This window comes from Roseibium sp., assembly GCF_965229775.1.
GTDB lineage: Bacteria > Pseudomonadota > Alphaproteobacteria > Rhizobiales > Stappiaceae > Roseibium.
The window spans coordinates 1,328,444-1,352,032 of the sequence record NZ_OZ245929.1 but is presented as its reverse complement, the minus strand read 5'-3'; the positions used below and the strand labels follow the sequence as shown (position 1 = coordinate 1,352,032).

The following is a 23,589-nucleotide window of genomic DNA, read 5'->3' as shown; positions in this document are numbered from 1 at the left end:
GTCCCGGTCTTGCCGCTTTAGCGGCAAACCGGGACGACAAGTCTTGGGAAGTTCCGTATCCTGATTTGGCACCGCACGGAAACAAGCCGCTTTCTCAACCACGAAAGTTCGACAGTTCTTTCTAGGGTCCGTGCCCTGAACCGGACAGCAATGAAAATCATCAAACTGTGACGCTGGCGCTTGTGACTGCCGCCAAAGATTGGCTAACCTTACGTCCGTTGTCGTGGAAACCTGTCAAAAACAGGAGCCAGTTTATGTGGGATTTCGATTTTTCCCGCGCCGTCGGATTGATGGTGCGGACATTTCCTTATCTGATTTTCAGAGTGATTGTTTATGGCGGCATTGCCGTTGCCTATGTCGTCGTTACCGGATTTGGCGCGGGCGTTGGCTACGGACTTGGCTGGTTCGGCGGTCCGGATTCGCAGGCCGGGTTCGCTTTCTGGGGCGGCCTCATCGGGTTTGGGCTGACGGCGACCGTGATCTATCTCCTGCGCGAATATCTCCTTTACACGGTCAAGGCCGGGCACATTGCGGTACTGGTGGAACTGATGGACGGCAAGGACCTGCCCGACGGGCAAGGCCAGGTCGCCTATGGCGCAAGCGTGGTCAAGGAACGGTTCGTCCAGTCAAGCGCGCTTTTCGGTCTCGACCAGCTGGTGAAAGGCGTGATCCGTGCGATCAGCGGTGTCGTCGAGGGTATCGCGTCGGTGCTGCCGATCCCGGGGCTGAACGGTCTTGTGTCGCTGTTCAGGGCCTTCATGAAGGTGGCTGTCGGCTTCGTCGACGAAGTCATTCTCGCCCATGCCATTCGCACCCGCTCCGACAATGCCTGGGCCTCGGCGCGCGAAGCGTTGGTCCTCTACGGACAGAACTACCAGCCGATGCTGAAGAACGCCGCGTTCATCGCCCTCTTCACCTATATCATCGCCATTCTGGTGTTCCTGTTCATGCTCGCACCGGCTGCCGGTCTGGTCTACCTGATGCCCGGATCGTGGAGTGCGGGCGGTCTCGTCTTTGCGATCATCTTCGCCTGGGCGGTGAAGGCCGCCGTTCTGGAGCCGCTCGCCATCACGCTGATGATGCAGGTGTTCTTCAAGGTGACGGACGGCCAGACACCGAACCCGGAATGGGACGCGAAGCTGTCGCAGATGTCCGACAAGTTCGTCGAGATCAAGGACAAGGCCTTCGAAGGAGACCGGCCGGGCGGCGCCACCGCTCCCGCAGAGTGAGGTGAGCGCAGACTTGGAAGACCGGCAAGGATTACGTTTCAGATACGATTTTTTCAGGGGGTACTGATGACCATTTTGAAGACGCCGGCCGGGATTGCCGCCGTGATCCTTGCCGGGCTTGCGCAGCCTGCTCTCGCCGATGACTGCAGTGACCGTTTCACCGAGATCTACATGCAGCTCGACCAGGGCGTTCCGACGAAAACGGTCGCGACAACCCAGTTCAAGGGCGCGCCGGCCACGGTCAATGACTTTCTCTATCTCAGCCAGGACCATCACATGACCGTGCCGACCGATCCGGCCGGACCCTGGGTGCTGACCTATCAGAACGTCATGTACCAGTCGGCGGACGCGGGCAAGACATGGGCCAAGGTGCGCGATCTTGACAGTGCCCAGAACGCGGAAGGTGCAATCGCGGCGAAAAAGACCAATGCGGAAACCATCCGTAATGCCGCGTGCGGCGAGGAGACCATCGACGGTGTCGTTCTGGAAAAGGTTGCCGCCGACCTGACGGTTAGCCAGGGCATGGTCACGGAAAACAGATATACCTATTGGCTTACGCGCGATGACGGCTTCATCGTCAAGGCTCTTTACGAGACCACCGCACCCAATTTCGAGATGGTGACGACCCAGACGATCGAACCGGCCCCGGAGCTTTCCCTGCCGACCCCGCAATAGAGGGTTGTGCGGACCACCCTTGTTGCTTTCGCGATAGGGAATGTTGCGAGACCCGGGCTTTGTTTTCCCGGTGGTGAACCGTTTACGGCAGAGTGCTGGCCGAGCGTCCGGCCGCGGCGGTCAGCCTTCCTTCAGACCATTCATCTGCAGGCACGGATGACTTGTGTTCAGGTGGCAGGCATTCAACTTTGACATGCAATTGTTAGTGCAGTATCTAGTGCACGTATGCCGTGTGCTGGGGGCGACGTGTCTTTCTTGGAGCAGAAAAAAGAGAACAAAATCATTATGTTGCGTGTATCGACTTGTGCGCTGGCGGCGTGCCTCACATTAACCGCTTGCAGCGGAATCGGCGAATCACTGGTAGAGGCACAGCTCACCAGGCCAGGTCAGGACGAATATCCCCTAATCGTTTCTGCGTTTGTCGAGCAATGTGTCAAGGCGGCCGCTGATGACCCAGCCGAAGCAACCTCGAACCTGTACATCATCACCAAGACTCAAGGTTCCTGCAGGCTAACCGCGAAAACGGCTTATGATGACGACACGGTTATTGCAGACATCATGACCGAGGATCTCCAACGTGCCGACCCCAGGTTCCGGAGGATGCCAAATGGATTGCTTGGCGCCGCATGGACGATCGGAGAGCGTACTGGATGGTCGATAGGGGATGGAACTCCATTGATTTCCCTGGGTCGCTCTTCAGCAAAGGATCCCCTCTCGATCCGGCGCTTCGGGCCAAGCCTGAAGGCTGACGGACCAGGTCTGTCCTAGCCGCGCCCGCGATAGGGGGCGACGCCCTGCTCGGGGATCCAGACGCCGTCGGGTGCCGGGCCGGTCTGGTAGAAGACGTCGATCGGGATGCCGCCGCGCGGGTACCAGTAGCCGCCGATCCGGAGCCATTCGGGGTCCAGAAGGTCGACCAGCCGTTTGCCGATCGACACCGTGCAGTCTTCGTGAAACGCGCCGTGATTTCGGAATGATCCGAGGAACAGTTTCAGCGACTTGCTCTCCACCAGGAAGTCCCGCGGTACGTAGTCGATGACGAGATGGGCAAAGTCGGGCGCGCCCGTGATCGGACACAGCGAGGTGAATTCCGGGGCGACGAAGCGGACCATGTATCTTGTTCCGGCCTGCGGGTTCGGCACCTTTTCCAGGACGGCTTTTTCCGGATCGTCAGGCAGGTCCGTCGCCGCGCCAAGCTGTGTCAGATTTTCATAAATACTCTTGTCGGACATGGTTGTCTCCTTGTCGCCCTACGTCCGCTTCATTGCCCGGAGGGCGGGCGTTCAGTTCCGGGTCAGACGCCTCGCAGGTTGCCCCAGACCAGCGTGTGCAGTTGAGGCAGAACGGTTGCCGAATAGAGCCGGTCCGACGTGACCTTGCCGACCAGCCAGCGCATACGGTCCATGATGCCGTTCATGTCGATGAAGCCGTCTTCCTCGCCCGGATGCGGCGGTGTGTGATTGCCTGGCTGCAGGTAGAGCGGCTGCCCGGGGTAGCGGCTGGCGACCTCGCGGGCATAGGCATAGTCGGCGTCGTCGAAAACGACCACCTTCATTGCGACCCGGGTCTTCGGTCCCGCCGCCTCCACGCATTCGGCGAGCCTTTGCCAGTCCGTCTCCATTCCGCTGGAAGGCGGCTTCGGGCTGAGGGTCAGCAGATCGAGATCCCCGAACCAGTCCCTTGCGATGCTGCCCTGGGTTTCCAGCGCAAACCTGTAGCCGTCCTCCCGGCCCAGGTGGATCAGCGGTCCGAGCGGCTGAATGGCCGGATTGCCGCCGGAGAGCGACACCATCAGCGGGTGCCCGCCGGACAGAATGTCGACCTGCATCAGGATCGAGGCCGGGGTCATCGGTTGCCAGTCTTCCCGGTAGGCACTGTCGACCGCATGCAGCGTATCGCACCAGGAACACCGGTAGTCACACCCGCCGGTGCGCACGAAAACGGTCGGCCGGCCGATCAGGGCGCCTTCTCCCTGGATGGTCGGGCCGAAGATCTCGTTGACGCGTATCGTTGCGGCGGTCATGGGCGCTGCTCCGGTGGAACATGGACAAGCGGCCGGTACTCTGCGCTGGTTTTCGGGGTTTCCCTGACGCGCACGGCCGCCGTTTCCGGCCAGGCATTTCTGCACCAGTCAAAAAGGTGCCGCGCCAGGCGTTCCGCGGTCACGCAGTCATCGCCGAGGACGTCATTGAGATGTCGGTGATCAAGCGTTTCGTCGATATAGGTCTTCAGCGACTTGAGTTCGTTGTAATCGCGGACAAAGCCGATCGCGTTCAGCTCTTCGGAGGCCAGTTCCACTTCCACGATGTAATTGTGCCCGTGGAACCTGGCGCAGGGATGATCCTCCGGCAGGCCGTGCAACTGGTGGGAGGCGGAGAAGTGGAATTCCTTCGTGATCCTATACATTGCAGGCCACTTTCCAGAAGTCCGCGTCCGCGTAGTCCGTCGGATCGATGCCGCCTGCCAGATGAAAGGCTTCCCGGCGCTCCACGCAGGTGCCGCAGCGCCCGCAGTGTCTTTCGCCGCCCTTGTAGCAGGACCAGGTCTTGCGGTAGTCGATGCCGAGCCGCAGGCCCTCGGCGGCGATGTCCGCCTTGCTGATGCTGACATAGGGTGTGAACAGGCTGATTTCGGCGTACCCGTCCAGTGCGTAGCGCTGCATTGTCTCGAAGCTGGACGTGAAGGCCGGGCGGCAGTCCGGATAAATGAAGTGGTCACCGCCATGGACGGCCGTTGCCACGGTATCGGCGCCGCGCGAGGCCGCGATGCCAAAGGCAATGGTAAGCATGATCGCGTTGCGGTTCGGCACAACGGTGATCTTCATGGTGTCTTCGGCATAGTGACCGTCCGGAACATCGACATCGTCGGTCAGCGCCGAGCCGGTAAGCTGGCGGCCGATGTTGGAGATGTCCATCAGGACATGTTCGGTACCGAGTTCTTCGGCGCACAGACCGGCAAACTCCAGTTCCTTCCTGTGGCGCTGGCCGTAGTCGAAGGAGATGAGGCCGGCAAGCTCGTGGTCCTGCGCGATCCTGTGCGCAAGGGTGACGGAGTCCATTCCGCCGGAACAGATGACAAGTGTTTTCAACGATGTGGTCCCTTGTTTTCGCTGGCACCGGGTAGGCTGCGACCGGTGGCCTGCTTGCGGCAGGCGGCGCGCCTTTTAACAGGTTCTGACGAAAAGGGAAGGGGGAAGCCGCCCGAGCCGGGAAAGACGGGCGCTTGACATTTCTTTGTAAGTGTATAGAAAATATTTCACTGCAACTGTAGAGAAATAGTCGAATGGCACGCCCGAAGAGCTACAACAGGGAAGAGGTCGTCGAACGTGTGGTCCTTGCGTTCTGGCAGCATGGCTACCAGGCCCTCGGCCTCAGGGAACTGGAACGTCTGACGGGTCTGAACCAGTTCGCGATCCGGACCGAGTTCGGCGGCAAGGAAGGCCTTTATCTCGAAGCGCTGGACTTCTATAGCCAGAAGGCCATTGACCACGCCATGCGGCCGATGAGAGGCGGTGGCATTCAGGACATTATCGGTTTCCTGGAAGCACTGGTGTGCGACGGCTCGATGACCTCCAGCAGGCACGGATGCCTGGTGGTGAACACGGGAATCGAAAATGCCCGGGTCGGAAGTCCGCGTCTTGAAAAAGCCGTCCGGCGCTACTGGCAGGCGCTTGAGACCTGTTTCAAGACCTGCCTTGAAAACGCGGCCGACGAGTCGCGGATCGACCCGTCGACGGACTGTCCTTCAATGGCAAAGGGGCTGGTGTCCGGGGTCATGGGGGTTCATGTCCAGAACCGTCTGGACGGATCCAACCGGGGCGGCCGGTTTCTGGTTGGCGTGCTGTGCGATCAATTGCGGGCCATGGAGCGGAGCGCATGACGAAAACACCCCCAGTACCAGAACACGTTGACGGTGTTCCGGGTCTCAGGACCCTGCGACGCGGCAACCTCAGATGCATGATCACGGATCTTCGCGACGGTGGCGTCTGTCTTTACAGTCCGGTGGAAAAGACAAGTGCGGCCCTCCTGGAGACGCATGACGTCCGTTTCCTGTTCGCGCCTAATCACTATCACAACAAGGGCATTGCGGAGCATGTCGCGGCCTTCAAAGCCGCCGGCCCCATCGCCTCGGACGCGGCCAGGCCCAGGCTCGAAAAGGTGACCGGTTGCCGTTTCGGGGATCTTGCGGAGCTCCGCAAGGCGCTTCCGGACAGCGTGTCGCTTGTGGAACCGGAGGGACTCAAGACTGGTGAAGTCTGGAAGGTGATCCGTGCAGCGCGCGAGATCGTCTGGGTTGTCACCGATGCCTTTTGCGGTCTTAAGGACAAGGGCGATGAACGCGCGCGTACCGGTTTTCCGAAGACGTTTCCGACCTACGGGCTTGAGGACAAAAAGCGATTTTCGGATTGGGTGCGACAGCGGCTGTCAGAAGGGGTGCCGACCATGATCGTGCCGTGTCACGGGGAGATCGTGCGCGGTGCAGCCCTGGACACGGAAATCACGGCGCTGCTCGAAACGCTATAGACCCGCCTGGCCCGGGATCGGCCAAGCGGCAAGCGGACGGGACACGGCGCCGTTTGAGGGATCAGTCTTCAAGACCGAATTTTTCCGCAAATGCCTTCATGACAGGCTGACAATCGGATGAAACCCTGTCGGCATTCTCTTTCAAACAGGAGAGAACGCGCCCGCCGCCAAATTCGACGCTGGAACAGTTGGCCTCGATATCGGCGGCGCAAATGGCAATGGCTTCGCTGGCATTGGCGAACATGAAGTCAAGAGCGTCGGCAAGGTCGACGATGGAGTTGGCGCAGGCGTCGCTGATCTTGTCCTCATGGGCATACATGCAGGACAGCATCCGGCCGTGGCCGGGCGTCACCTGGTCGCAATAGGTGGTGATTTCCGTTTCGCATGCTTCGAGGACACCCTGTACCGGGCCTTGTGCCGTTGCTGCCGTGCTGACGGCAGCGAACGCGAAAGCGATGCAGATGCTGCGAATGTGCAGGAAAAGTGTCATGACGACCTCCGAAACATCAAGGATTTACAACGACATATACAGTGACGCCATTTTCTACGACGGGGCGATAATAAACACCGCCGCAGTTGAAGTAGGCGTTGTATGGGCTGCATCCTGCGACGGAGGTCCGGCGATTGACGCGGCGGGTCGTGCGCCTGGAGGTGCGCCGCGCTGTGTTGCGTGCTGCGTTCTGTGCCTTCGCGGTTCCGATGCCAGCGACGATCGGCAGCCCGGAAGAAACACCTGAAAAATCAATCGGACTGGAATAGGCAAGCGCGAATCCGATCGCCGCAGCCGATATAAGTTTCAGTCGCCTCACGTGAATATCCTCCTTCAAGCAGTATCAGCTGACAGCCGCGATGCTGCCAGACACTGTTTCCATGATAGCTTGCGAAGAGAGGCTCTCACGAGTCGGGTGACTTCCTGATGGCAGGATTGCCTACGTTACCCCATTACGCCCAGATCGCCATGCGCAATCCGCGCCCGTCCCGCCGGAACGGGTCGGGAAACGGTTCCGCGATTCCCTTGAGGCAACACTCGGCGATCAGGCTGTTGGCGGCCGCGTCGAGGAGATCGTCCCGGCCGCAGCCCTTTGGCGGCTGCTGATCGAGGAAAGCGGCGGGCAGACCTTTTGATACGAGCAGATCCCGGCGCTGGTCGAGGCCATCGGGATTGGCGCGGCTCTTGATCTTCTTCGGCAAGCTCATTTCCCGCTCGCCGTTCAGCCGCCAGAAGGCGAGTTCCGGATGCACCTCGAAGACACGGTCCTCCAACTCCGGTGTCATCAGCGTGTCGATTTCCCTGATTTTCGGGAACAGGTAGAAGCACTGCTTGGACACTTTCCTCGGTGGTTCCGATGTCTTTTGGGCGGTTTCGCAAGCCTCCCGGTAATCGGTCTCGTAGACGGCCGCACGCGACGGGACGGAAAAGACGGAGGATTGCCGTTCGCCCAGATGTCTGCGCGCGGCCTTTTCCGGGCCTCTGCCGGTCTGGTCGAGCCTCTCCGGCAGCCCGATGGGCATGTCGACCGCGATGACCGCAAGAAATGGATCGTATGCCAGAATACCGGCGAAGGACGGGAAAACCCCCAGACGCAGGCCGGCAGGATCATCGAGATTGCGCAACACGGCAACCCAGCCGGCCTTGCAGCCGTCAACGCCGGCGACCCAGGTGCCGGTGCTCTCAGGCACGGCTTCTCGATTCAAGCACGCGGCGGGACGTCACCAACGCCATTGCGCGCACGACGGATTGCTGTTCCGCCGCAAAGAGCAGTTCGTCGGCGCCTTTCTTGACGCTTCTCGCGACCAGTTCGAAAACCGAGGCAGACGCGCGTTTCAGGGCTTCCTCATCGTCAAACCCTGCCATGACATTCGACAGGAACAGACCGGCAATGAGATCGCCGGTGCCGTGGGGCGGATTGTCTATGGCGGCGTGTTCGGCTGCGACCGCATCACGCGGACCTGCCAGCAGGTTGGCAATCGAATTGCGGCGGAGCGCCGGCGACGAGGTGATCAGGACCCGCTTTGCTCCGAGGGAACGCGCGGCGGAAAGGGCCTGGAGTTCGGTTTCAACCTCGCGCTGCGTCAGCCAGCCAAGCTCGAAGGAGTTGGGTGTGACGATATCCGCAAGTGGCACCAGTTCGTCCCGGATTGCCTCCGCCGTTACCTTCGGAACGTAAAGCCCGCCACCCGTCGCGCTGTGATGGTCACCGATCACCGGATCGCACAGGTAGAGCGCGTCCGGATTGGCTGTCTTCACGGCCTTGACCAGCCCGGCGATCGGGGCCGCCTGTTCGGCATTGCCGAGATAACCCGTCATGACGCCGCCAAGTTCGGCGAGTTTCGGAGACGTCGCAAGATCGCCGGCGAGCGCTGCAAAATCGTCAGAGGGGGCGACGATGCGCGTGCCTTTGCCGTGCCCCGGATGCCAGGGCAGCAGAACCGTCGGAAGAAACCAGACGGCATGTCCGATCCGCTCCAGCGCAAAGGTCAGCCCACGGCCGCTGATGCCGCCGCGGACGACCTGGGACGTAATCACCAGAAGCGGTGCTTTCGGTGGTTCAGGCTGCATCGGACGATGATTTCGCACCGGTGCCGTAGCGCTTCTCGATATAGTCCAGAACCATTTTCTTGAACTCGTCCGCGATGCCGTCACCGCGCAGTGTCGCCACCTTTTCGCCGTCCACGAAGACGGGGGCCGAAGGCGTTTCGCCGGTGCCGGGCAGCGAAATGCCGATATCGGCATGCTTGGATTCACCCGGGCCGTTGACGATGCAGCCCATCACCGCGACGTTCAGGCTTTCGACACCCGGATACTGCTCGCGCCACGCAGGCATCGATTCGCGGATATGGTCCTGAATGTCGCTCGCCAGTTCCTGGAAGACAGTGGAGGTTGTGCGGCCGCATCCCGGGCAGGCCGCCACGACCGGAACGAACGCCCTGAACCCCATCACCTGCAGAAGCTCCTGGGCCACCTGAACCTCGCGGGTGCGGTCGCCGCCCGGTTCCGGGGTCAGCGAGACGCGGATGGTGTCGCCGATGCCCTGCTGCAGCAGGATGCCCATGGAGGCAGCCGACGAGACGATGCCCTTGGTGCCCATGCCGGCTTCGGTCAGGCCGAGATGAAGCGCGTAGTCGCAACGGCGCGCCAGATCGGCGTAAACCGCAATGAGGTCCTGAACCTGGCTGACCTTGGCAGACAGGATGATCTTGTCGCGGCCCATGCCGAGGCTTTCGGCCCGCTCCGCCGACAAAAGGCCGGACTGGATGATCGCCTCCCGCATGACCGCGGCCGCGGACACCGGATCGGCACTTTCCGCGTTTTCGTCCATCAGCTTCGTGAGCAGTTCCTGGTCGAGCGATCCCCAGTTGACGCCGATGCGCACGGGCTTGTCGTGCTTCAGGGCGATGTCGATGATCTGTGAAAACTGCGTGTCTCGCTTGGCCTTGAAGCCGACATTTCCCGGATTGATGCGATACTTGTCGAGCGCGGCGGCGCAATCGGGATAATCGGTCAGCAGCTTGTGGCCGATATAGTGAAAGTCGCCAACCAGCGGAACATCGATGCCGATGCGCTGAAGCCGTTCCTTGATACGCGGCACTTGTGCAGCGGCCTCTGCCCGGTCGACGGTGATGCGCACGACCTCCGACCCGGATCGGGCAAGAGCCGCGACCTGGGCAACCGTTGAATCCGCATCGGCCGTGTCGGTGTTGGTCATGGATTGCACAACAATCGGCGCATCACCGCCAACCTGGACATTGCCGACCATGACACCCACGGACTTTCGGCGGGGCAGGGGTTTTGCGAAATCATCGATCATGACTGAAGCCAACCGGTTGAGGATGTTTGTCCACCATATGAGGGAATTTGGCCCAACTTTCCAGCATTGGATGGAAAAGTGCGTCGAAAAGCATGCGGAATTGAGCGTTGCGGCGCGCAACGCTAGCGATTTTCTAAGGAATCTCTACCTATAGTGCAGCGTGTCGGTCATCCTGGGGGCAATTCATGTTCATTACCGTGCTGGAACGATCCTTGTCCCTGGCGCAGCACAATGTCGGGACGGTTTTCAGAACCGGCTGGGCCTATATCCTGCTTCTGCTTGCGCTCAATTTTGCCATCGGATCCGCACTGATGCCCGAGAGCGGGTTTTCGACCGTGTCCTACATGACGGAACCGGTCGCCAAGGCGGATGAGGGGGCCCTGCGCACGCTTGCCGCGCTTGCCAACCTGCTGGTCGGATTTTCCATCGCGATTGCCTATGTCCGGCGCATCCTGATCGATGCGCGCGACTTTCCCGTCGTGGTCGGAAGACGGACCATCAGGGTGATCTTCTTCCAGATCGTTCTTGGTCTGATCGGGTTCCTGTCGCTTATCCCGCTGATCATTGCCGCATCGATTGCGGCTGCCCTGACCGGAGGTCTGGGCGCGCTGCTGATGGTGTTCGCGCCGTTCATCGCGCTGATGGTGGTCCAGAGGCTCTCCGTTGTCCTGCCGGCCGCGGCAGTCGACGATCCGCTGACACTGAAGGAAAGCTGGCATGCAACGTCGGGGATGGGCTGGGCCATGGCCTTTTCGGCGCTGATCATGAGCCTGCTGGCGGGTTTCCTGGTTTTTGTCTGGGGCTTTCTCCTGAGTGTCAGCGACGGTCTGGTCCCGGCGAGCGATCTCTGGCAGCAGGTCCGGTCGGCAATCTTCCCGATGGGCACCATGCTGATCCTGGTCTGGGTCTTTTCCAGCCTGCATGCAACGTTCTACGGTCTGATCCGCGAGCGCTTTGCAGAAAAACTCGGCCTGCGCGAAGAGGATTACCTGCAGGCCGATGCCCAGAGACAGGTTGCCCGCGAACGCGCGCACAAGGCGCTCGCCGGTGCAAGGCGCGTCAAGCGGGATTGAACCGAGTGTCCATCACCTAGGCAGCCGGTCCGGTTCGTATCACTTTTCATCATTGTGATGTTGCAGTGCGGCGATAACTGGTGAAATGTGGCTCCAGATTTTTTCTTGCCTGGGAGATCCCGCATGCTTGCCAACAAAACCGCCGTTGTAACCGGATCAACCTCGGGGATCGGCCTTGGCTGTGCCCGCGCTTTTGCGGAACAGGGGGCCAACATCGTGATCAACGGTCTCGGCGATGCCGACGAAATCGAGCGGACACGGGCGTCTATCGAAGCCGACTTCGGCGTCCAGTGTGCCTATTCGCCGGCAAACATGCTCAAGGCGGACGAAATTGCGGCCATGGTGGCGGATGCCGAAAAGGACTTCGGGTCGGTCGACATCCTGGTCAACAATGCCGGTATCCAGTTCGTGTCGCCCGTGGACGAGTTTCCGGTCGACAAGTGGGACGCGATCATCGCGATCAACCTTTCCTCGGCATTTCATGCGATCCGCGCCGCCGTGCCGGGCATGAAACAGCGCGGTTGGGGCCGGATCATCAACACGGCTTCCGCGCATGCGCTCGTGGCGTCTCCCTACAAATCCGCATATGTGGCGGCAAAACACGGGATTGCAGGCCTGACGAAAACGGTCGCCCTGGAAGTGGCGGAGCAGGGCATCACCGTGAACGCGATCTGCCCCGGCTATGTCTGGACGCCGCTGGTCGAGGCGCAGATCCCGGACACGATGAAAGCACGCAACATGACCGAGGAGCAGGTCAAGAAAGAGGTCCTGCTCAAGGCGCAGCCGACCAAGGAGTTCGTCACGGTCGACCAGGTTTCGGGATATGCCGTGTTCCTGTGCAGCGATACGGCATCTTCGATCACCGGTTCGGTCCTGCCGATCGACGGTGGCTGGACCGCCCAGTAAATCTGCAAGGGTCAAATTTCGAGAAAGGCGACGGACGTGGCTGCTGCCAAGAAGATCAATCTCGCATTGCAAGGCGGAGGCGCCCACGGCGCCTTTACCTGGGGTGTCCTCGACTGGTTTCTGGAGGACAGCCGTTTTTCCATCGAGGCGATCACCGGAACATCCGCCGGGGCGATGAATGCGGTGGTGCTTGCAAGCGGCATGGAAGCGGGCGGCGAGGAAGGCGCCCGTGCCAGCCTCGAGGCGTTCTGGCGCGAGGTCAGCGACGAGGCCCGTTTCAGTCCCATCCAGCGCTCGCCGCTTGATGTAATGCTCGGCAACTGGAGCCTCGATCACTCGCCGAGCTATCTCTATTTCGACGTCCTGTCGCGATTTGCGTCCCCTTACGAATTCAATCCCCTCAACATCAATCCGCTCCGCGATGTCGTCGAGAAGATGGTCGATTTCGACAAGGTGCATTGCTGTTCCGGCGTCAAGCTGTTCATTGCGGCGACGAATGTCTTTTCCGGCAAGATCCGGGTGTTCAGCGAAAAGGAGGTCACGCTGGACGCGGTGATGGCATCGGCCTGCCTGCCGCAGCTCTACCAGGCGGTGGAGATCGATGGCGAACCGTATTGGGACGGCGGCTACATGGGCAATCCGCCGCTCTATCCGCTGTTCTACAACACCGAGACGCCGGATGTCGTACTCATCCAGATCAACCCGCTCGAGCGGCGCGAGGTTCCAAGGACGGCGCGGGAGATCGTCAACCGGCTGAACGAGATCACGTTCAACTCGACCCTGTTGAGGGAACTTCGGGCGATCGATTTCGTCACGCGGCTCATCGAGGAAGGAAAACTCTCGAAGGACGAATACATGAAGGTTCACATGCACCGGATTTTCGCGCGTGAACTCAAACCGCTGCAGGCCTCGTCCAAGATGAATGCCGAATGGGCCTTCCTGACCGAATTGCGGGATCTCGGACGCGACACCGCAAAGGAATGGCTGGATGCGCATTTCGACGATATCGGCAAGCGTTCGACCATTGATCTCAGGGACGAGTTCGCCTGAGCCGGCGCGCAGCCCGATACGCGATTAACGCCTTGTTAGCCACGTTCGCAACCAGCGTTGCAGAATGCAATGCATGACATATGAAGACTTCCTGAACAGAATCAGCATTTTGTGGTGGCGCTCGTGCGACTGACTAGATCTGGATGTTTTTTCCGGGCAACAAACTGGCAAGGCTTTTGCGATCTGATTGGCACGCTGATTGTCAGGTTGTGCGTCGTCAGCGCCTTATGTGGTGGAAAGAAGCGGGCATCTGCGACCCCGCCCGCTTCTTTCTTCCCACTTTGCTTTGCCCAAAACAGACCCGGACAAGACGTGTGTCAGCCCCGCCGCTGCACAATTCGGGTGATATTTTGACCGCAATCTCATAGCATTTTTGTCAATAGGCGTTTTCTGGACAGAAACCGTCCTTAAACTGTTGCTGTTGGATACCTATCTTAAGGTCAGATCGAAAAAAGGGTTTGGAATGACGAACCGGTTTACGCATGTTCTTGCAGCAGGTTTGGGTGCAATGGCTTTCTTGTCGATTGCCGGCGGCGCCCTGGCCGGCAGTGACGAAGAGAAAATGGCCGAGATCAAGGAGAACGGCGGCTGTCCCAAATGCGATTTGAGACTGACCGAGTTCAGGTTCCTGAATGTTGAAAACCCGGATTTCAACCGCACCAACCTGCGCGAAACGGACCTGAAGGAAGCCGTGCTGACCGGCGGCGATTTCCGCAACTCCGATCTGAGACGCGCGGAAGCGGAGCGGGCGAACTTCGCCGGAAGCAACTTTACCGGTTCGAATATGCGCTCCGCCGATCTGGAGAAAGCCGACTTCACCGACGCCAATCTGACCGGGGTCGATCTTCGCGACGCAGATCTCAACGCCAGCATCCTGAACGGAGCCGTTTTCGACAATGCCGATCTGCGCAACGCCGCGTTCATCCGGTCGGTTGCCACCGGCGCTTCGTTCGAAGGCGCCAAGATGGACGGCGTGAACCTGGAGCGGGTGGACTTGAGCGGCGCAAATTTCAAGAACGCGCGCATCCGGCAGGGAAAACTGGACCGGATCAAGGCTGACGGCGCGGACTTCTCCGGAGCGGACTTTACCGGTGTCCGGCTGGTCAGTGCCGACCTCTCCAATGCCAACCTGACAGATGTCGATTTTGACGGGGCGCTCCTGCGCCGCACGCGCCTGGTCGGTGCCGACCTGACCGGCGCGGACAACCTCGATCCGAGCCGGATCCTGGGCGCCTGCGGCGACGCGACCACGAAGCTGCCGAAAGGCATCGAGCTGATCGAGTGTTCCTACTAGAGCATTTTCCGACCAATTTGAATCATTTGATGCGGATATCCGGTTCACTCGGCCAGGCGGGTCACGAAGCGCGATGCGGTGCATCGTGCAAGTGGCACAACGCAGCCGATGGGCTGGATATCCTCACCCTTTGTGGAACGCATTCAAGCGACAAACATCAAGATTGGCCGGGCCCTTTTCCGCTCTGGCGTCGTTGGTTCACCCTTGTGGTGGGCAACACCACGGCGGGCGAACCGCCTCGCCAGCGCGAAAAAGGGCCTCGGTCAAATGATCCAAATTGGTCGGAAAATGCTCTAGGACGCGACTTCACATTGACCGGACCAAAGAAAAAGGAGGCCGTGAGCCTCCTTTTGTGCGCTTGTGAGCGAGGATCTTCAACTCTCAGAAAACGTCGAACGCGAACCGGTAGCTGACGCCGACGCCGATGCTGAACTGGTCCTTGCTGCCGGCTTCCGCAATCGGGCTGTCCGCCGCGTCGCCGACCAGACGGTCATAGCCGCCGCGAATATGCAGGCGCACGTCGTCGTTCCAGTCATAGCTGCCGCGCGCGGCAACACCGACGCTCTTGAAACCGGCACCCGGATCATACTGCGTCAGGCGGCCGCCGCTGTTGGCGGCTTCCGTGGCGGTCACGCCGAAATAGGTGTCCATGTATTCGCCAGACGCGAAGCTGGCGCGCGGGCCGAAGCTGAATTCCCACTTGTCGCCCGGGTAGAGAATACCGTCGATCCCCAGCTGGCCGACCTGACCGGTGTGACCGTTGATGCCCTGGCGCAGTTCGGCGAAGGCCCGGAAATGTTCCGTGCGGAAGCCGCCGCCGAGCCCGAGTTCAAGCGCCCAGTCGACGGTGTCGGTGCCGGTAAGGTCGGAGCTGTCGCTCGCCTTGCGTTCGCCGATGAAATTGAAGGACGGGAAGAAGAACACGCCGGCCCTGCGGCGTCCGTCAACCACCTGGCCGAGGCCGGGAAGGTAGAAGCGGCCGACCGAAATGATCGGCATCGGGTAAACCAGATAGGAATCCGCTGATTCATACCGCGGTTGGACGATCGCGCCGATGCCAAGGTCAACCACGAATTGTTTCGTCGCATCCTCGGCGGAGATTTCACTGCTCTGTGCGAGGGCGCTTCCGGACGCGGCGCCCATGGCGAGAGCGAGCGCAACGCGTGTCAAGGTCTTGAACATTCAGGCCACATCCATATGGAGATCATCTGCGTGCAAGATAGCACGAAGCAGCCTTACTCAAAGCCTAAGGAATCCTTGTTTTGACGAAGTGTTGCATTTGAGCATCGGATTCGCCTGCAGCCCTGTCAAAGGCCGCCTCTGAACAATCCCGGGATCTTGCTCAAGATCTTGAAAGTGCCGTCTTGCAGGGGCGCGGCTGGGGGGCTACATGAGAGGAAATGCATTTCGGCAGTAGGAAATCACATGAACGCTTTGGTCGGATCGCTCCTGGACGTTGTCAGCACGGCACTCTACCTCTATTCGATGGTCATCATCGCAAGCGCCATTTTTTCATGGCTCTATGCGTTCAACATCGTGAATTCGAACAACCAGGTGATCAACACCATCGGCCGCGTTCTCTATAATCTGACGGAGCCTGCGCTGCGGCCGATCAGACGCTTCATGCCGGATCTGGGCGGCATCGATATCTCGCCCGTCATTCTGCTGCTGATCATCATGTTCCTGCAGAGTTTCATCGCCCGCATCGCCTTTTCCATGTAAGCAAAAAGCCCGAACGTGAAGTCCGGGCTTTTCTGCGTTCCAATTTCCACAGGTGGGAATCCTAGTCTTCCAGCTGCCGCGCCTCGTCCGGCAGCATGATCGGTATGCCGTTGCGGATCGGATAGGCGAGCTTTGCCGATCGTGAGATCAGTTCCCTGGCCTCGGCATCATATTCCAGCGTCGTCTTGGTCACCGGGCAAACGAGAAGCTCAAGCAGCTTCCGGTCGACCGGGCGTTCGGGTGTGTCGTTCATCGGAAAAATTCCTCTCAGGACGGTCCACGCGAGGCAGCCTACTGCAGCGTCGAGCCGCCATCGTTCTGTGACCGTGCCAGATCCATCTCGGTGATGGCAATGAGCGTTTCGGCGCGCGTCTTCAGGTCGCGGGCTTCCAGCAGCGCCTGTTTCTCCTGCGGGCCGTATGGGCACATCATGCATAGTGCATTGACCAGCACCTCGGTCTCCGCTTCCGACACGCTTTGCCAGTCCGCTTCCAGGTTGTTGGCATCGAGATAGTCGCGCAGGGTCTTGAGAAGCCCGTTGCGGTCGACATCCTCCTCGCCGTCACCACAGGTCAGATCGGTAGCAAACGGTGCGAAATCGCATTCGACCTCCCGGAATGCGCTATAGGTGGTCAGCTCCTTGCCGAGCGCAAAACGGGTGACGCCCTGAAGGGTAATCAGGTAACGGCCGTCGCCGGTTTCCTGAAAACTCGTCAGCCGGCCGACACATCCGACATTTGCCAGCGCCGGGGCATCGGACTGTGCGGACGCGGCCTCGGAGGCGGGCTGTACCATGCCGATCAGGCGGTTGCCGGACAGGGCGGCGTCGATCATGTCGAGGTAACGCTGCTCGAAGATGTTCAGCGGCAGCTGTGTTCTGGGCAGCAGCAGCGCGCCGGAAAGCGGGAAGACGGGCAACACGGGGGGCAGATCCGCGATCGTTTCGTATATGGCATTTCCCGCCTGCATTTCCTGGCCTTTTTTTGTTGTGTTCGTTCAGGCACCGGTGCTTGGAACCGGTCTTACCCGGTTATGTGTGTCATTCCGCGCGATCGTCAAGAAAACAGAACCGCCGAGAGTTTCCGCCGGCCGTAGTTGCTGGCCGGATCCTTGAACCCCCAGGCTTCGAAGAACTGCAGCAGCTGCTTGCGGGCGGCGTCCTCGTTCCATTCGCGTTCCCGGCGCACGATCTCGATCAGCTGGTCAACCGCGCCTTCCTTGTCCCCCTTGCCGTTGAGGCCGAGGGCGAGGTCGAAGCGCGCCTGGTGATCCAGCGGATCCTTTGCGATACGGTCCTGGAAATCGGCAAGATCCCCGAGTGATGCGGCCTGCTCGGCTAGATCCAGTGCCGCTTTCGCCGCCACGTAGGCCTCGTCGGAGCGCTTGTCTTCGGGCACCAGTTCGAGCGCCTGTTTCGCACGGTCGAGTTCTTCCGCGCCGAGATAACACTGCGCGAGGCCGGAAATGGCCTTCACGTTGTCCGGTTCCATCTGCATGACGGCGCCGAACATCTGGGCGGCCTGCGGAAAGTCGTTTTCCGCCAGAAGAGCCGCGCCCTGTTCCAGGTAGGCGTCGGTCTGGTTCGCCGGGGCCGGCCCGGCCAGCTTCTCGATGAATTCCTTGACCTGGCTTTCCTGCTGCGCGCCCATGAAGCCGTCCACCGGCTGGCCGTCCTTGAAGGCGACCACGGCGGGAATGGACTGGATGCCCATCTGCCCGGCGATTTCCGGATGATCGTCAATATTCATCTTCGCCAGCTTGACCGTGCCGCCGGCCGCCTTGACCGCGGCCTCGATAATCGGCGTCAGCTGCTTGCAGGGTCCGCACCAGGGCGCCCAGAAATCGACGAGCACGGGCTGGTGCCGGGAGGCTTCCAGTACGTCGGCCATGAAGGTCTGCGTGGTGACGTCGAACACCAGGTCACCGCCGGATGCGCCGTTTCCACCGCCGTCGCCGCCGCCGCCGAAACCACCGCCCTGGCCGCCGTAACCGCCCCCCATGCTGGCACCGAATCCGCCGCCGACCTGGCCGCCGACGCTGTAGTTGCCATTGCTCATTTGCCCGCCTCGTGTTTTCCGGCCGTGGATTTCACACCGGCCAATCTCGCATCTTGACTATTCGAATCTGCTCCTAACATGGAGCCGCCGCGCTTGAAATACAAACTCCCGTATCGGGAGCGTCAGAATTCGGCATCGTTTATGGGGCCCATGCCTTAGAGGCCGGCTTCCTTGGCCTGTTCGCTGACGGCAAGAACGCGGGGCTCGTGACCGCAGGCTTCGGCGAATTTCAGGAGATCCGCCGCGCTGATCGCCGTCGTCGCATCATTCTTGAGCGGGTGATAGTTGAGGATGTCGTGCTGCATCATCGCCGCATCGAACACGGGCGTGACCCGCAGGCTGCCGCGGTCGTTGATCAGCGAGAACGGTGTCACCGATCCGGGTTCAACGCCCAGAACCTCCATCAGGAGATCCGCATTGCCGAAGGACACCCGGCCCTGGGCACCGACGATCTGGTGCACCTTCTTCAGGTCGATCTCCGCGTCGTGGAGCGCGACGATCAGGAACAGCCGGCCCTTCTTGTCCTTGACGAACAGGTTTTTCGTGTGCCCGCCCGGGATCCGGTCGTGCAGGTCGCCGGATTCGGCCACGGTGAAAACGGGCTGGTGATCGACGGTGGAAACCGTAATGCCGAGTTCGGCCAAGAAGGACAGGAGGTCGTCGCGCGTCGCTGGCATGTTTTTTCCCGGGATAGTGTCTGGTTCAGGCTGTTTAGCGCGATTGCCCGTCCTGCGACAAGCGGAAACCGATCGGAAAAACGCCTGTTTTCTGCCGGTTTTTCCTTGCCGCCCGGTCGGCAGTCCTCAAAAAGACACCTAAAAAAATTTCTTCAATTTCCTTGTTGCAATCCGTCCCGGCTTGGTCCATATACTGCGCCACCGACGCGGAGGCCGGACGGCCCGAGCGCAGGAACACTATGCGGGTGTAGCTCAGGGGTAGAGCACAACCTTGCCAAGGTTGGGGTCGTGGGTTCGAATCCCATCGCCCGCTCCAGATTTTGCAAAGGCCTACGAGAAATCGTGGGCCTTTTGCTTTTGCAGAAAACCCTCTCGTTCACAGTTCTATTCACACTTCTGGATTTCCACCCAAGGTTGGCAAGGTGCGCTTAGCTGTGCTCTGGCAGATGTGCTCGACCCCTGAGCGACACCAGTATTTCGAGTGTGTGCACTTGGACATGCGTAAAAAGGTACCGCCTACTCATTGTCGACTTTGGGCGGAAGGCGGACTCTTGGTGCGGGTTGAGTAAATGTCTGCACTGCGGACGGAGCCGACTTTGGAGCAAATTTAACCAATGGCCGCTTTTTCAGGTTGCTGATGAAGCGGAAAACAGCATGTGCGGGGAGCTAACCTTCGCTGCAGTTGCGATTTGATCGAGCCATCAGACAATCAGCTTACGTTCGTTAAAAATTCGAGTTGTTGATCGTCTCGCGCCGCAGGATGTTGGTAAAGTGCCCAGTGCAAGAAATACTTTGGGCTGCAGTAAGGGTCGGTGGCCGAAATACACAGACGTTGATGGAGGCGTGGAGCGCATCAAAATATTCCCGGATCCACGCGCGTTTACATGGCAGGCCAATCTGCTGCGATTGCCGTGTAAAGTATCGGACCGCTCAGATGCCCTCAAGGGCTAACGCGCGCTGCGATCAAGCTGCATGGCCAAAAAATCCAGAAAGCTGCGCACCTTGGCAGGCAAAAAATGTCGATTGGCGTAGATGGCATAAAGCGGGACGGTCGGCGGGGCGACGTCTGGCAAGACCAATTCCAACCGGCCGGCTGCCACGTCATCGGCCGCCAGCCAGTCCGGCAAAAACGCAAAGCCCATCCCGGCGAGGGCGGTTTGGTAGATCAAGGTTTCGTTGCCGCTTTTCAGAACCGGGCGCGTCGTGATGTCTAGAGCGTCGTTCCCTGATCCAAAGCGGATGCGCCCGTTGTCCGCCACTTCGGCATAAACCAAGAACGGCGCGCCATTGAGGTGCTCTGCCGAAGCGGGACGTCCTGTCCGATCCAGAAACGCGGGCGCTGCGACCAGAAGAAAGGACACATCCCCAACCTTGCGCGCGATCAGATCTTCCTCAAGCGATTGCGACACGCGCAGGGCCAGGTCAAACCCGTCCTCCACCAGATTGATGCGCCGCCCCGTCAGATCCGCATCCAGTTCCACGCCGGGGTGGGCTTCGGTATAGGCCGCAAGAAAGCGCGCGAAGCGTGGGTTTGCCATCCACACCGGCAGCGTCAGGCGCAGGGTGCCTTTCGCTTCGTTCGTGGTGTTGGACAGCTGCGCTTCCGCTTCGTCTAAGCCTTGCAGCAACGGGTCGACCGTCTTGAGATACTCCGCCCCGGCCTCGGTCAGGCTGACATTGCGGCTGTTGCGGTGAAACAATCGCGCAGCCACACGCGCCTCAAGGCGTTGAATGTGCTTGCTGGCCATCGCGGGCGACAGGCCGAGCCGGTCCGCACCCTTCGAAAAGCTTAAGGACGCCGCCACGGCCGCAAACACCCGAAGGCTGGTCAGTTGATCCATCAATCATTTCTCCTGAGGAAATGAAGTGACAATATCTTACGGAATGATCTCGCGGGAGGAAAGATGTATCTCCGTCCCATCAAAGTTTACCCACAGCATGCGTACAAAGGAACACGACATGACAACTGTTGATGAGATCGCGACCCCGCCCAGCAAAGGCTGGCATATCGGCCTTTGGGTCGCACAAATTGCGCTGGCCGCGCTTTACGGTATGGCCGCTTATATGAAGCTGCTGATGTCCCCCGCCGACCTTGTGGCCATGGGGCTTTTGTGGGTTGAAAACGCACCACTGCTCTTCGTCCGCGCCATAGGCTTTGCAGAGTTATTGGGTGTGATTGGCCTGATCCTACCGGCTGCCACACGTATCCGGCCCGACCTGACCGTCATGGCCGCTTGGGGACTTCTGGTCGTCCAGATCCTTGCGATTGGCTTCCACATGATCCGCGGCGAATTCTCCGTCCTTGGCTTCAACGCAATCTACCTCGCCTTGTGTGTTCTGGTGATCTGGGGCCGCAGCAAAAAAGCCCCAATCGCGCCGCGCAGCTAAGCTACAATCCACAGGAGGCCGACATGGACACAGACGCCCTAACGCTCGCTCGCGAACGCGCAGCCCATAACCTGCCCGAGCGTTTGGCCTGGGGGCCGCTGACCTTGTCGGTCACCGATCTGGACCGGTCCGTTGACTTCTGGACCCGGGTCATTGGCTTCGTCCCCCGTCCGAGCGAAGCCGGTGGGACGGCCCTTGGCACCCCGGATCGAACGCTGGTGCTGCTTCGCCCCGGGGCCACAGGCCCGGTCGCGCAGGGTCATGCGGGGATGTATCACGTCGCCTTTGGCATGGCCTCCCAAGCGGAATTCTCGCGCCGGATCCGCCACTTTGCGGCGCTTGGTATCGGCTTCTCGCCGGTTGACCATCTGATGTCAAAGGCGCTCTACCTCAGCGACCCGGATGGGCACGGCATTGAAATCGCGTGGGAAACGCCAGAACGCTTTGGCCGGTTCAGCAACGAGGGCGGGCGGTTCACGTTGATCGACGCGGACGGCAACACCCACAGCGGGCGCGAGCGCTTGGATTTGACGGCAGAACTGGGTCTGGCCGATGGGACCGACCCCGCCTTGCCGCTCCACCGTGACACGACCGTCGCGCATCTGCATCTGCACGTGCCGGGCTTAGATCCCGCGCTCGACTGGTTCGAGGGGATCGGCTTTGCCCGCAACCTGCTCTTACCCGGCTTTGGCATGGCGGATATGGGCGCAGGTGCGCCTTACACGCACCGGCTGGCGGTCAATATCTGGGCCGGACCGGGGGCAAAGCCCGCGCCAGACGGGACCGCCCGGCTTTTGGAGTACACGCTTTACACCCCGGATCCCGAGGCTTTCGAGCGGGCGAAATCACAGTTGACTGAAGACGAGCAAACCGGCCTGCTGAGCGGCGCAGACCCAGCCGGCGCCACCTTGAACTTGCACCTCAAGCCCCCGAAAATCGAGACCGAGGACGCAGCATGACCGTCCCGCAAGCCTACCGCCCCGCCCAAATCTGGCTGCACTGGATCGTCGTTTTGGGCGTCATCCTTCAAATCGCGATACACGAACCCATCGTCCGGGTCCTTGCTGCCAGAGACGCAGGGACCGCGGCGGATGCATCAGACGTCACCCTGGCTTGGGTCCATGTCAGCATTGGCAGCGTCATTATGTTGGCGGTCATCGCGCGGTTGATTTTGCGGTGGCGGCACGGCGCGCCGGCCCATGTGCCTGGCATGTCCGAAACACAGGGCCGACAGGCCAGCGCGATGCATGCGGCCCTTTATGGCCTGCTGCTTGGCATGGTCGTGACCGGCATGCTGACCTGGAATGGCATTGCACCTTTGGGCAGCGTTCACTTTGCGATCAATATCGCGCTGTTCTTTGCAGCACTCGCCCATGCAGCGGCCGCGATTTACAATCAGATCGTCCGCAAAGACGGCACGTTGGCGCGTATGAAGCCTCGGTTCCGGGTTTAAAGCCATGCTGACCTACCAAGAACGAAAACCCAAATCAGGCCGGGTGAAGAGCCTTGTGGTCTTGCTCCATGGGTTTGGCGCTGACGGCAGCCGCATGATGCCGCTAGCGGATAATTTGTCGGCCGGGCTTCCCGACACCGCTTTTGTCGCGCCTGACGCGCCGGACCTTGTGCCCGGCAAGCCGACAGGTCGCATGTGGTATTCGATCCCGGAACTCGGTGGCTCCACCCCCGCAGAGGCTGATGCCCGGCTTCTGTTGGCGGCAGCGGAACTTGATGCGTTCCTTGATCACATTCTGGCGCAAACAGGCCTTCCCTCGCTGGCGGTCGGCCTTTTGGGGTTTTCTCAAGGGGCGGGTTTGGCATATCAGGTTGGGCCGCGCCGGTTCGCGCAACTGGGCGGCATCGTTACGATTGCAGGCCGCATGAAGCGCAAGGACGCCTTGCCTGCCGAAGCCAGCACCAAGCCCCCCTTCCTGATCTTGACCGGCGCGGAAGATAAATTGCTGAGCCGTCGTGAAACCGAAACTGCCACCACCGCCCTACGCCAAATCGGCAACCCGGTGGAACATGTCGTCATGCATGGAACAGGTCACGACATATCGCACGCAGGAAAAGAGGCGATAACCGCCTTTCTTGGTGGCGCCTTCGCTCAAAGTTGAACAGCGCGGGTCGCACACTGTTCGACTAAGGTCAAAGACCGAAGAACCGCGAAAGCATGTGAATTTCGATTG

General features: G+C 60.3%; 29 protein-coding genes and 1 tRNA gene. 15 read left to right on the top strand and 15 right to left on the bottom strand.

Translation table 11 applies throughout. The features are described 5' to 3' along the window. Positions 1–254 precede the first annotated feature (254 nt). The 3 genes from ACO07N_RS05990 (at position 255) to ACO07N_RS05980 (ending at position 2,672) form a co-directional block, all read left to right on the top strand. Positions 255–1,229, top strand: coding sequence for a hypothetical protein (locus ACO07N_RS05990; RefSeq protein ID WP_421980151.1), 975 nt, complete (start codon positions 255–257; stop codon positions 1,227–1,229). Positions 1,230–1,295: 66 nt separating this feature from the next. After that, positions 1,296–1,904 (top strand): hypothetical protein, encoded by a 609-nt coding sequence (locus tag ACO07N_RS05985; protein WP_421980150.1) that lies wholly within the window; start codon positions 1,296–1,298, stop codon positions 1,902–1,904. A gap of 255 nt (positions 1,905–2,159) precedes the next feature. Continuing rightward, positions 2,160–2,672 carry a hypothetical protein gene (locus ACO07N_RS05980; protein WP_421980149.1) on the top strand — a complete coding sequence of 171 codons (513 nt, stop codon included), beginning with the start codon at positions 2,160–2,162 and terminating at the stop codon, positions 2,670–2,672. Here the strand turns inward: ACO07N_RS05980 and queF are convergent. The 4 genes from queF to queC form a co-directional block, all read right to left on the bottom strand. After that, complete coding sequence (queF, locus tag ACO07N_RS05975; RefSeq protein ID WP_421980148.1) at positions 2,669–3,136, bottom strand: preQ(1) synthase; 468 nt, start codon at positions 3,134–3,136, stop codon at positions 2,669–2,671. The two genes, ACO07N_RS05980 and queF, sit on opposite strands and share 4 nt — an antisense overlap. A 62-nt stretch (positions 3,137–3,198) precedes the next feature. Further along, positions 3,199–3,927 (bottom strand): 7-carboxy-7-deazaguanine synthase QueE, encoded by a 729-nt coding sequence (queE, locus tag ACO07N_RS05970; RefSeq protein WP_421980147.1) that lies wholly within the window; start codon positions 3,925–3,927, stop codon positions 3,199–3,201. After that, on the bottom strand, positions 3,924–4,310 hold the full coding sequence (gene queD / locus ACO07N_RS05965; RefSeq protein ID WP_421980146.1) for a 6-carboxytetrahydropterin synthase QueD: 387 nt from the start codon (positions 4,308–4,310) through the stop codon (positions 3,924–3,926). Before queD ends, queE begins: the two co-directional genes overlap by 4 nt. After that, positions 4,303–4,992: a 7-cyano-7-deazaguanine synthase QueC gene (gene queC / locus ACO07N_RS05960; RefSeq protein WP_421980145.1), complete on the bottom strand. Its 690-nt coding sequence runs from the start codon at positions 4,990–4,992 to the stop codon at positions 4,303–4,305. The genes queD and queC overlap by 8 nt, the downstream gene beginning before the upstream one ends. Before the next feature lie 194 nt (positions 4,993–5,186). On the opposite strand from queC, the gene ACO07N_RS05955 reads away from it, so the two are divergent. Together ACO07N_RS05955 and ACO07N_RS05950 are read left to right on the top strand one after the other, a co-directional pair. Further along, positions 5,187–5,783, top strand: a complete 597-nt coding sequence (locus ACO07N_RS05955; RefSeq protein ID WP_421980144.1) for a TetR/AcrR family transcriptional regulator — start codon at positions 5,187–5,189, stop codon at positions 5,781–5,783. Next, positions 5,780–6,427 carry a hypothetical protein gene (locus ACO07N_RS05950; RefSeq protein WP_421980143.1) on the top strand — a complete coding sequence of 216 codons (648 nt, stop codon included), beginning with the start codon at positions 5,780–5,782 and terminating at the stop codon, positions 6,425–6,427. The genes ACO07N_RS05955 and ACO07N_RS05950 overlap by 4 nt, the downstream gene beginning before the upstream one ends. 61 nt (positions 6,428–6,488) lie before the next feature. On the opposite strand, the gene ACO07N_RS05945 is transcribed toward ACO07N_RS05950, so the two are convergent. The 5 genes from ACO07N_RS05945 to ispG all read right to left on the bottom strand — a co-directional run bounded on the left by ACO07N_RS05945 (position 6,489) and on the right by ispG (position 10,236). Further along, positions 6,489–6,917 (bottom strand): cysteine rich repeat-containing protein, encoded by a 429-nt coding sequence (locus tag ACO07N_RS05945; RefSeq protein ID WP_421980142.1) that lies wholly within the window; start codon positions 6,915–6,917, stop codon positions 6,489–6,491. A gap of 16 nt (positions 6,918–6,933) precedes the next feature. Continuing rightward, positions 6,934–7,236 carry a hypothetical protein gene (locus ACO07N_RS05940; RefSeq protein ID WP_421980141.1) on the bottom strand — a complete coding sequence of 101 codons (303 nt, stop codon included), beginning with the start codon at positions 7,234–7,236 and terminating at the stop codon, positions 6,934–6,936. 133 nt (positions 7,237–7,369) lie between these two features. Continuing rightward, complete coding sequence (locus ACO07N_RS05935; protein WP_421980140.1) at positions 7,370–8,107, bottom strand: DUF429 domain-containing protein; 738 nt, start codon at positions 8,105–8,107, stop codon at positions 7,370–7,372. After that, the gene (gene pdxY, locus ACO07N_RS05930; RefSeq protein ID WP_421980139.1) at positions 8,100–8,987 is read right to left on the bottom strand and encodes a pyridoxal kinase; all 888 of its coding nucleotides are present in this window, start codon (positions 8,985–8,987) and stop codon (positions 8,100–8,102) included. The genes ACO07N_RS05935 and pdxY overlap by 8 nt, the downstream gene beginning before the upstream one ends. Beyond that, a complete protein-coding gene (gene ispG, locus ACO07N_RS05925) occupies positions 8,977–10,236 on the bottom strand; it encodes a flavodoxin-dependent (E)-4-hydroxy-3-methylbut-2-enyl-diphosphate synthase (protein WP_421980138.1) in 1,260 nt (419 codons plus the stop codon). The genes pdxY and ispG overlap by 11 nt, the downstream gene beginning before the upstream one ends. A 185-nt stretch (positions 10,237–10,421) precedes the next feature. Between ispG and ACO07N_RS05920 the strand changes: the two genes are divergently transcribed. The 4 genes from ACO07N_RS05920 to ACO07N_RS05905 all read left to right on the top strand — a co-directional run bounded on the left by ACO07N_RS05920 (position 10,422) and on the right by ACO07N_RS05905 (position 14,559). Further along, entirely contained in the window at positions 10,422–11,309 is an 888-nt protein-coding gene (locus ACO07N_RS05920) for a 4-hydroxy-3-methylbut-2-en-1-yl diphosphate synthase (protein ID WP_421980137.1), read from the top strand. 123 nt (positions 11,310–11,432) lie between these two features. Beyond that, positions 11,433–12,215, top strand: a complete 783-nt coding sequence (locus tag ACO07N_RS05915; protein ID WP_421980136.1) for a 3-hydroxybutyrate dehydrogenase — start codon at positions 11,433–11,435, stop codon at positions 12,213–12,215. 36 nt (positions 12,216–12,251) lie between these two features. Then, the gene (locus ACO07N_RS05910) at positions 12,252–13,265 is read left to right on the top strand and encodes a patatin-like phospholipase family protein (RefSeq protein WP_421980135.1); all 1,014 of its coding nucleotides are present in this window, start codon (positions 12,252–12,254) and stop codon (positions 13,263–13,265) included. 508 nt (positions 13,266–13,773) lie between these two features. After that, complete coding sequence (locus tag ACO07N_RS05905; RefSeq protein WP_421980134.1) at positions 13,774–14,559, top strand: pentapeptide repeat-containing protein; 786 nt, start codon at positions 13,774–13,776, stop codon at positions 14,557–14,559. A 381-nt stretch (positions 14,560–14,940) separates the two neighbouring features. Here the strand turns inward: ACO07N_RS05905 and ACO07N_RS05900 are convergent, their stop codons facing one another. Next, positions 14,941–15,741, bottom strand: coding sequence for a MipA/OmpV family protein (locus ACO07N_RS05900; RefSeq protein ID WP_421980133.1), 801 nt, complete (start codon positions 15,739–15,741; stop codon positions 14,941–14,943). 243 nt (positions 15,742–15,984) lie between these two features. On the opposite strand from ACO07N_RS05900, the gene ACO07N_RS05895 reads away from it, so the two are divergent. Next, positions 15,985–16,281, top strand: a complete 297-nt coding sequence (locus ACO07N_RS05895) for a YggT family protein (protein ID WP_421980132.1) — start codon at positions 15,985–15,987, stop codon at positions 16,279–16,281. A gap of 61 nt (positions 16,282–16,342) precedes the next feature. Here the strand turns inward: ACO07N_RS05895 and ACO07N_RS05890 are convergent, their stop codons facing one another. The 4 genes from ACO07N_RS05890 to ACO07N_RS05875 form a co-directional block, all read right to left on the bottom strand. Beyond that, a complete protein-coding gene (locus ACO07N_RS05890) occupies positions 16,343–16,534 on the bottom strand; it encodes a Trm112 family protein (RefSeq protein ID WP_319384516.1) in 192 nt (63 codons plus the stop codon). A 38-nt stretch (positions 16,535–16,572) separates the two neighbouring features. Beyond that, positions 16,573–17,250, bottom strand: coding sequence for an LON peptidase substrate-binding domain-containing protein (locus ACO07N_RS05885; RefSeq protein ID WP_421980131.1), 678 nt, complete (start codon positions 17,248–17,250; stop codon positions 16,573–16,575). 86 nt (positions 17,251–17,336) lie between these two features. Further along, complete coding sequence (gene trxA / locus ACO07N_RS05880) at positions 17,337–18,338, bottom strand: thioredoxin (RefSeq protein ID WP_421980130.1); 1,002 nt, start codon at positions 18,336–18,338, stop codon at positions 17,337–17,339. 155 nt (positions 18,339–18,493) lie between these two features. Then, a complete protein-coding gene (locus tag ACO07N_RS05875; protein ID WP_421980129.1) occupies positions 18,494–19,015 on the bottom strand; it encodes a prolyl-tRNA synthetase associated domain-containing protein in 522 nt (173 codons plus the stop codon). Positions 19,016–19,256: 241 nt separating this feature from the next. Between ACO07N_RS05875 and ACO07N_RS05870 the strand changes: the two genes are divergently transcribed. Then, positions 19,257–19,331, top strand: a tRNA-Gly gene (locus ACO07N_RS05870). A 631-nt stretch (positions 19,332–19,962) separates the two neighbouring features. Here the strand turns inward: ACO07N_RS05870 and ACO07N_RS05865 are convergent. Continuing rightward, on the bottom strand, positions 19,963–20,856 hold the full coding sequence (locus ACO07N_RS05865) for a LysR family transcriptional regulator (protein ID WP_421980128.1): 894 nt from the start codon (positions 20,854–20,856) through the stop codon (positions 19,963–19,965). A 118-nt stretch (positions 20,857–20,974) separates the two neighbouring features. Between ACO07N_RS05865 and ACO07N_RS05860 the strand changes: the two genes are divergently transcribed. Genes ACO07N_RS05860 through ACO07N_RS05845 form a run of 4 tightly spaced genes read left to right on the top strand, consistent with a single transcriptional unit; the run spans position 20,975 to position 23,517 of the window. Then, complete coding sequence (locus ACO07N_RS05860; protein ID WP_421980127.1) at positions 20,975–21,403, top strand: DoxX family protein; 429 nt, start codon at positions 20,975–20,977, stop codon at positions 21,401–21,403. Between the two features lie 23 nt (positions 21,404–21,426). After that, entirely contained in the window at positions 21,427–22,362 is a 936-nt protein-coding gene (locus tag ACO07N_RS05855) for a VOC family protein (protein WP_421980126.1), read from the top strand. Beyond that, entirely contained in the window at positions 22,359–22,856 is a 498-nt protein-coding gene (locus ACO07N_RS05850) for a cytochrome b (RefSeq protein WP_421980125.1), read from the top strand. Before ACO07N_RS05855 ends, ACO07N_RS05850 begins: the two co-directional genes overlap by 4 nt. A 4-nt stretch (positions 22,857–22,860) precedes the next feature. Then, positions 22,861–23,517 carry an alpha/beta hydrolase gene (locus ACO07N_RS05845; RefSeq protein WP_421980124.1) on the top strand — a complete coding sequence of 219 codons (657 nt, stop codon included), beginning with the start codon at positions 22,861–22,863 and terminating at the stop codon, positions 23,515–23,517. Positions 23,518–23,589 lie beyond the last annotated feature (72 nt).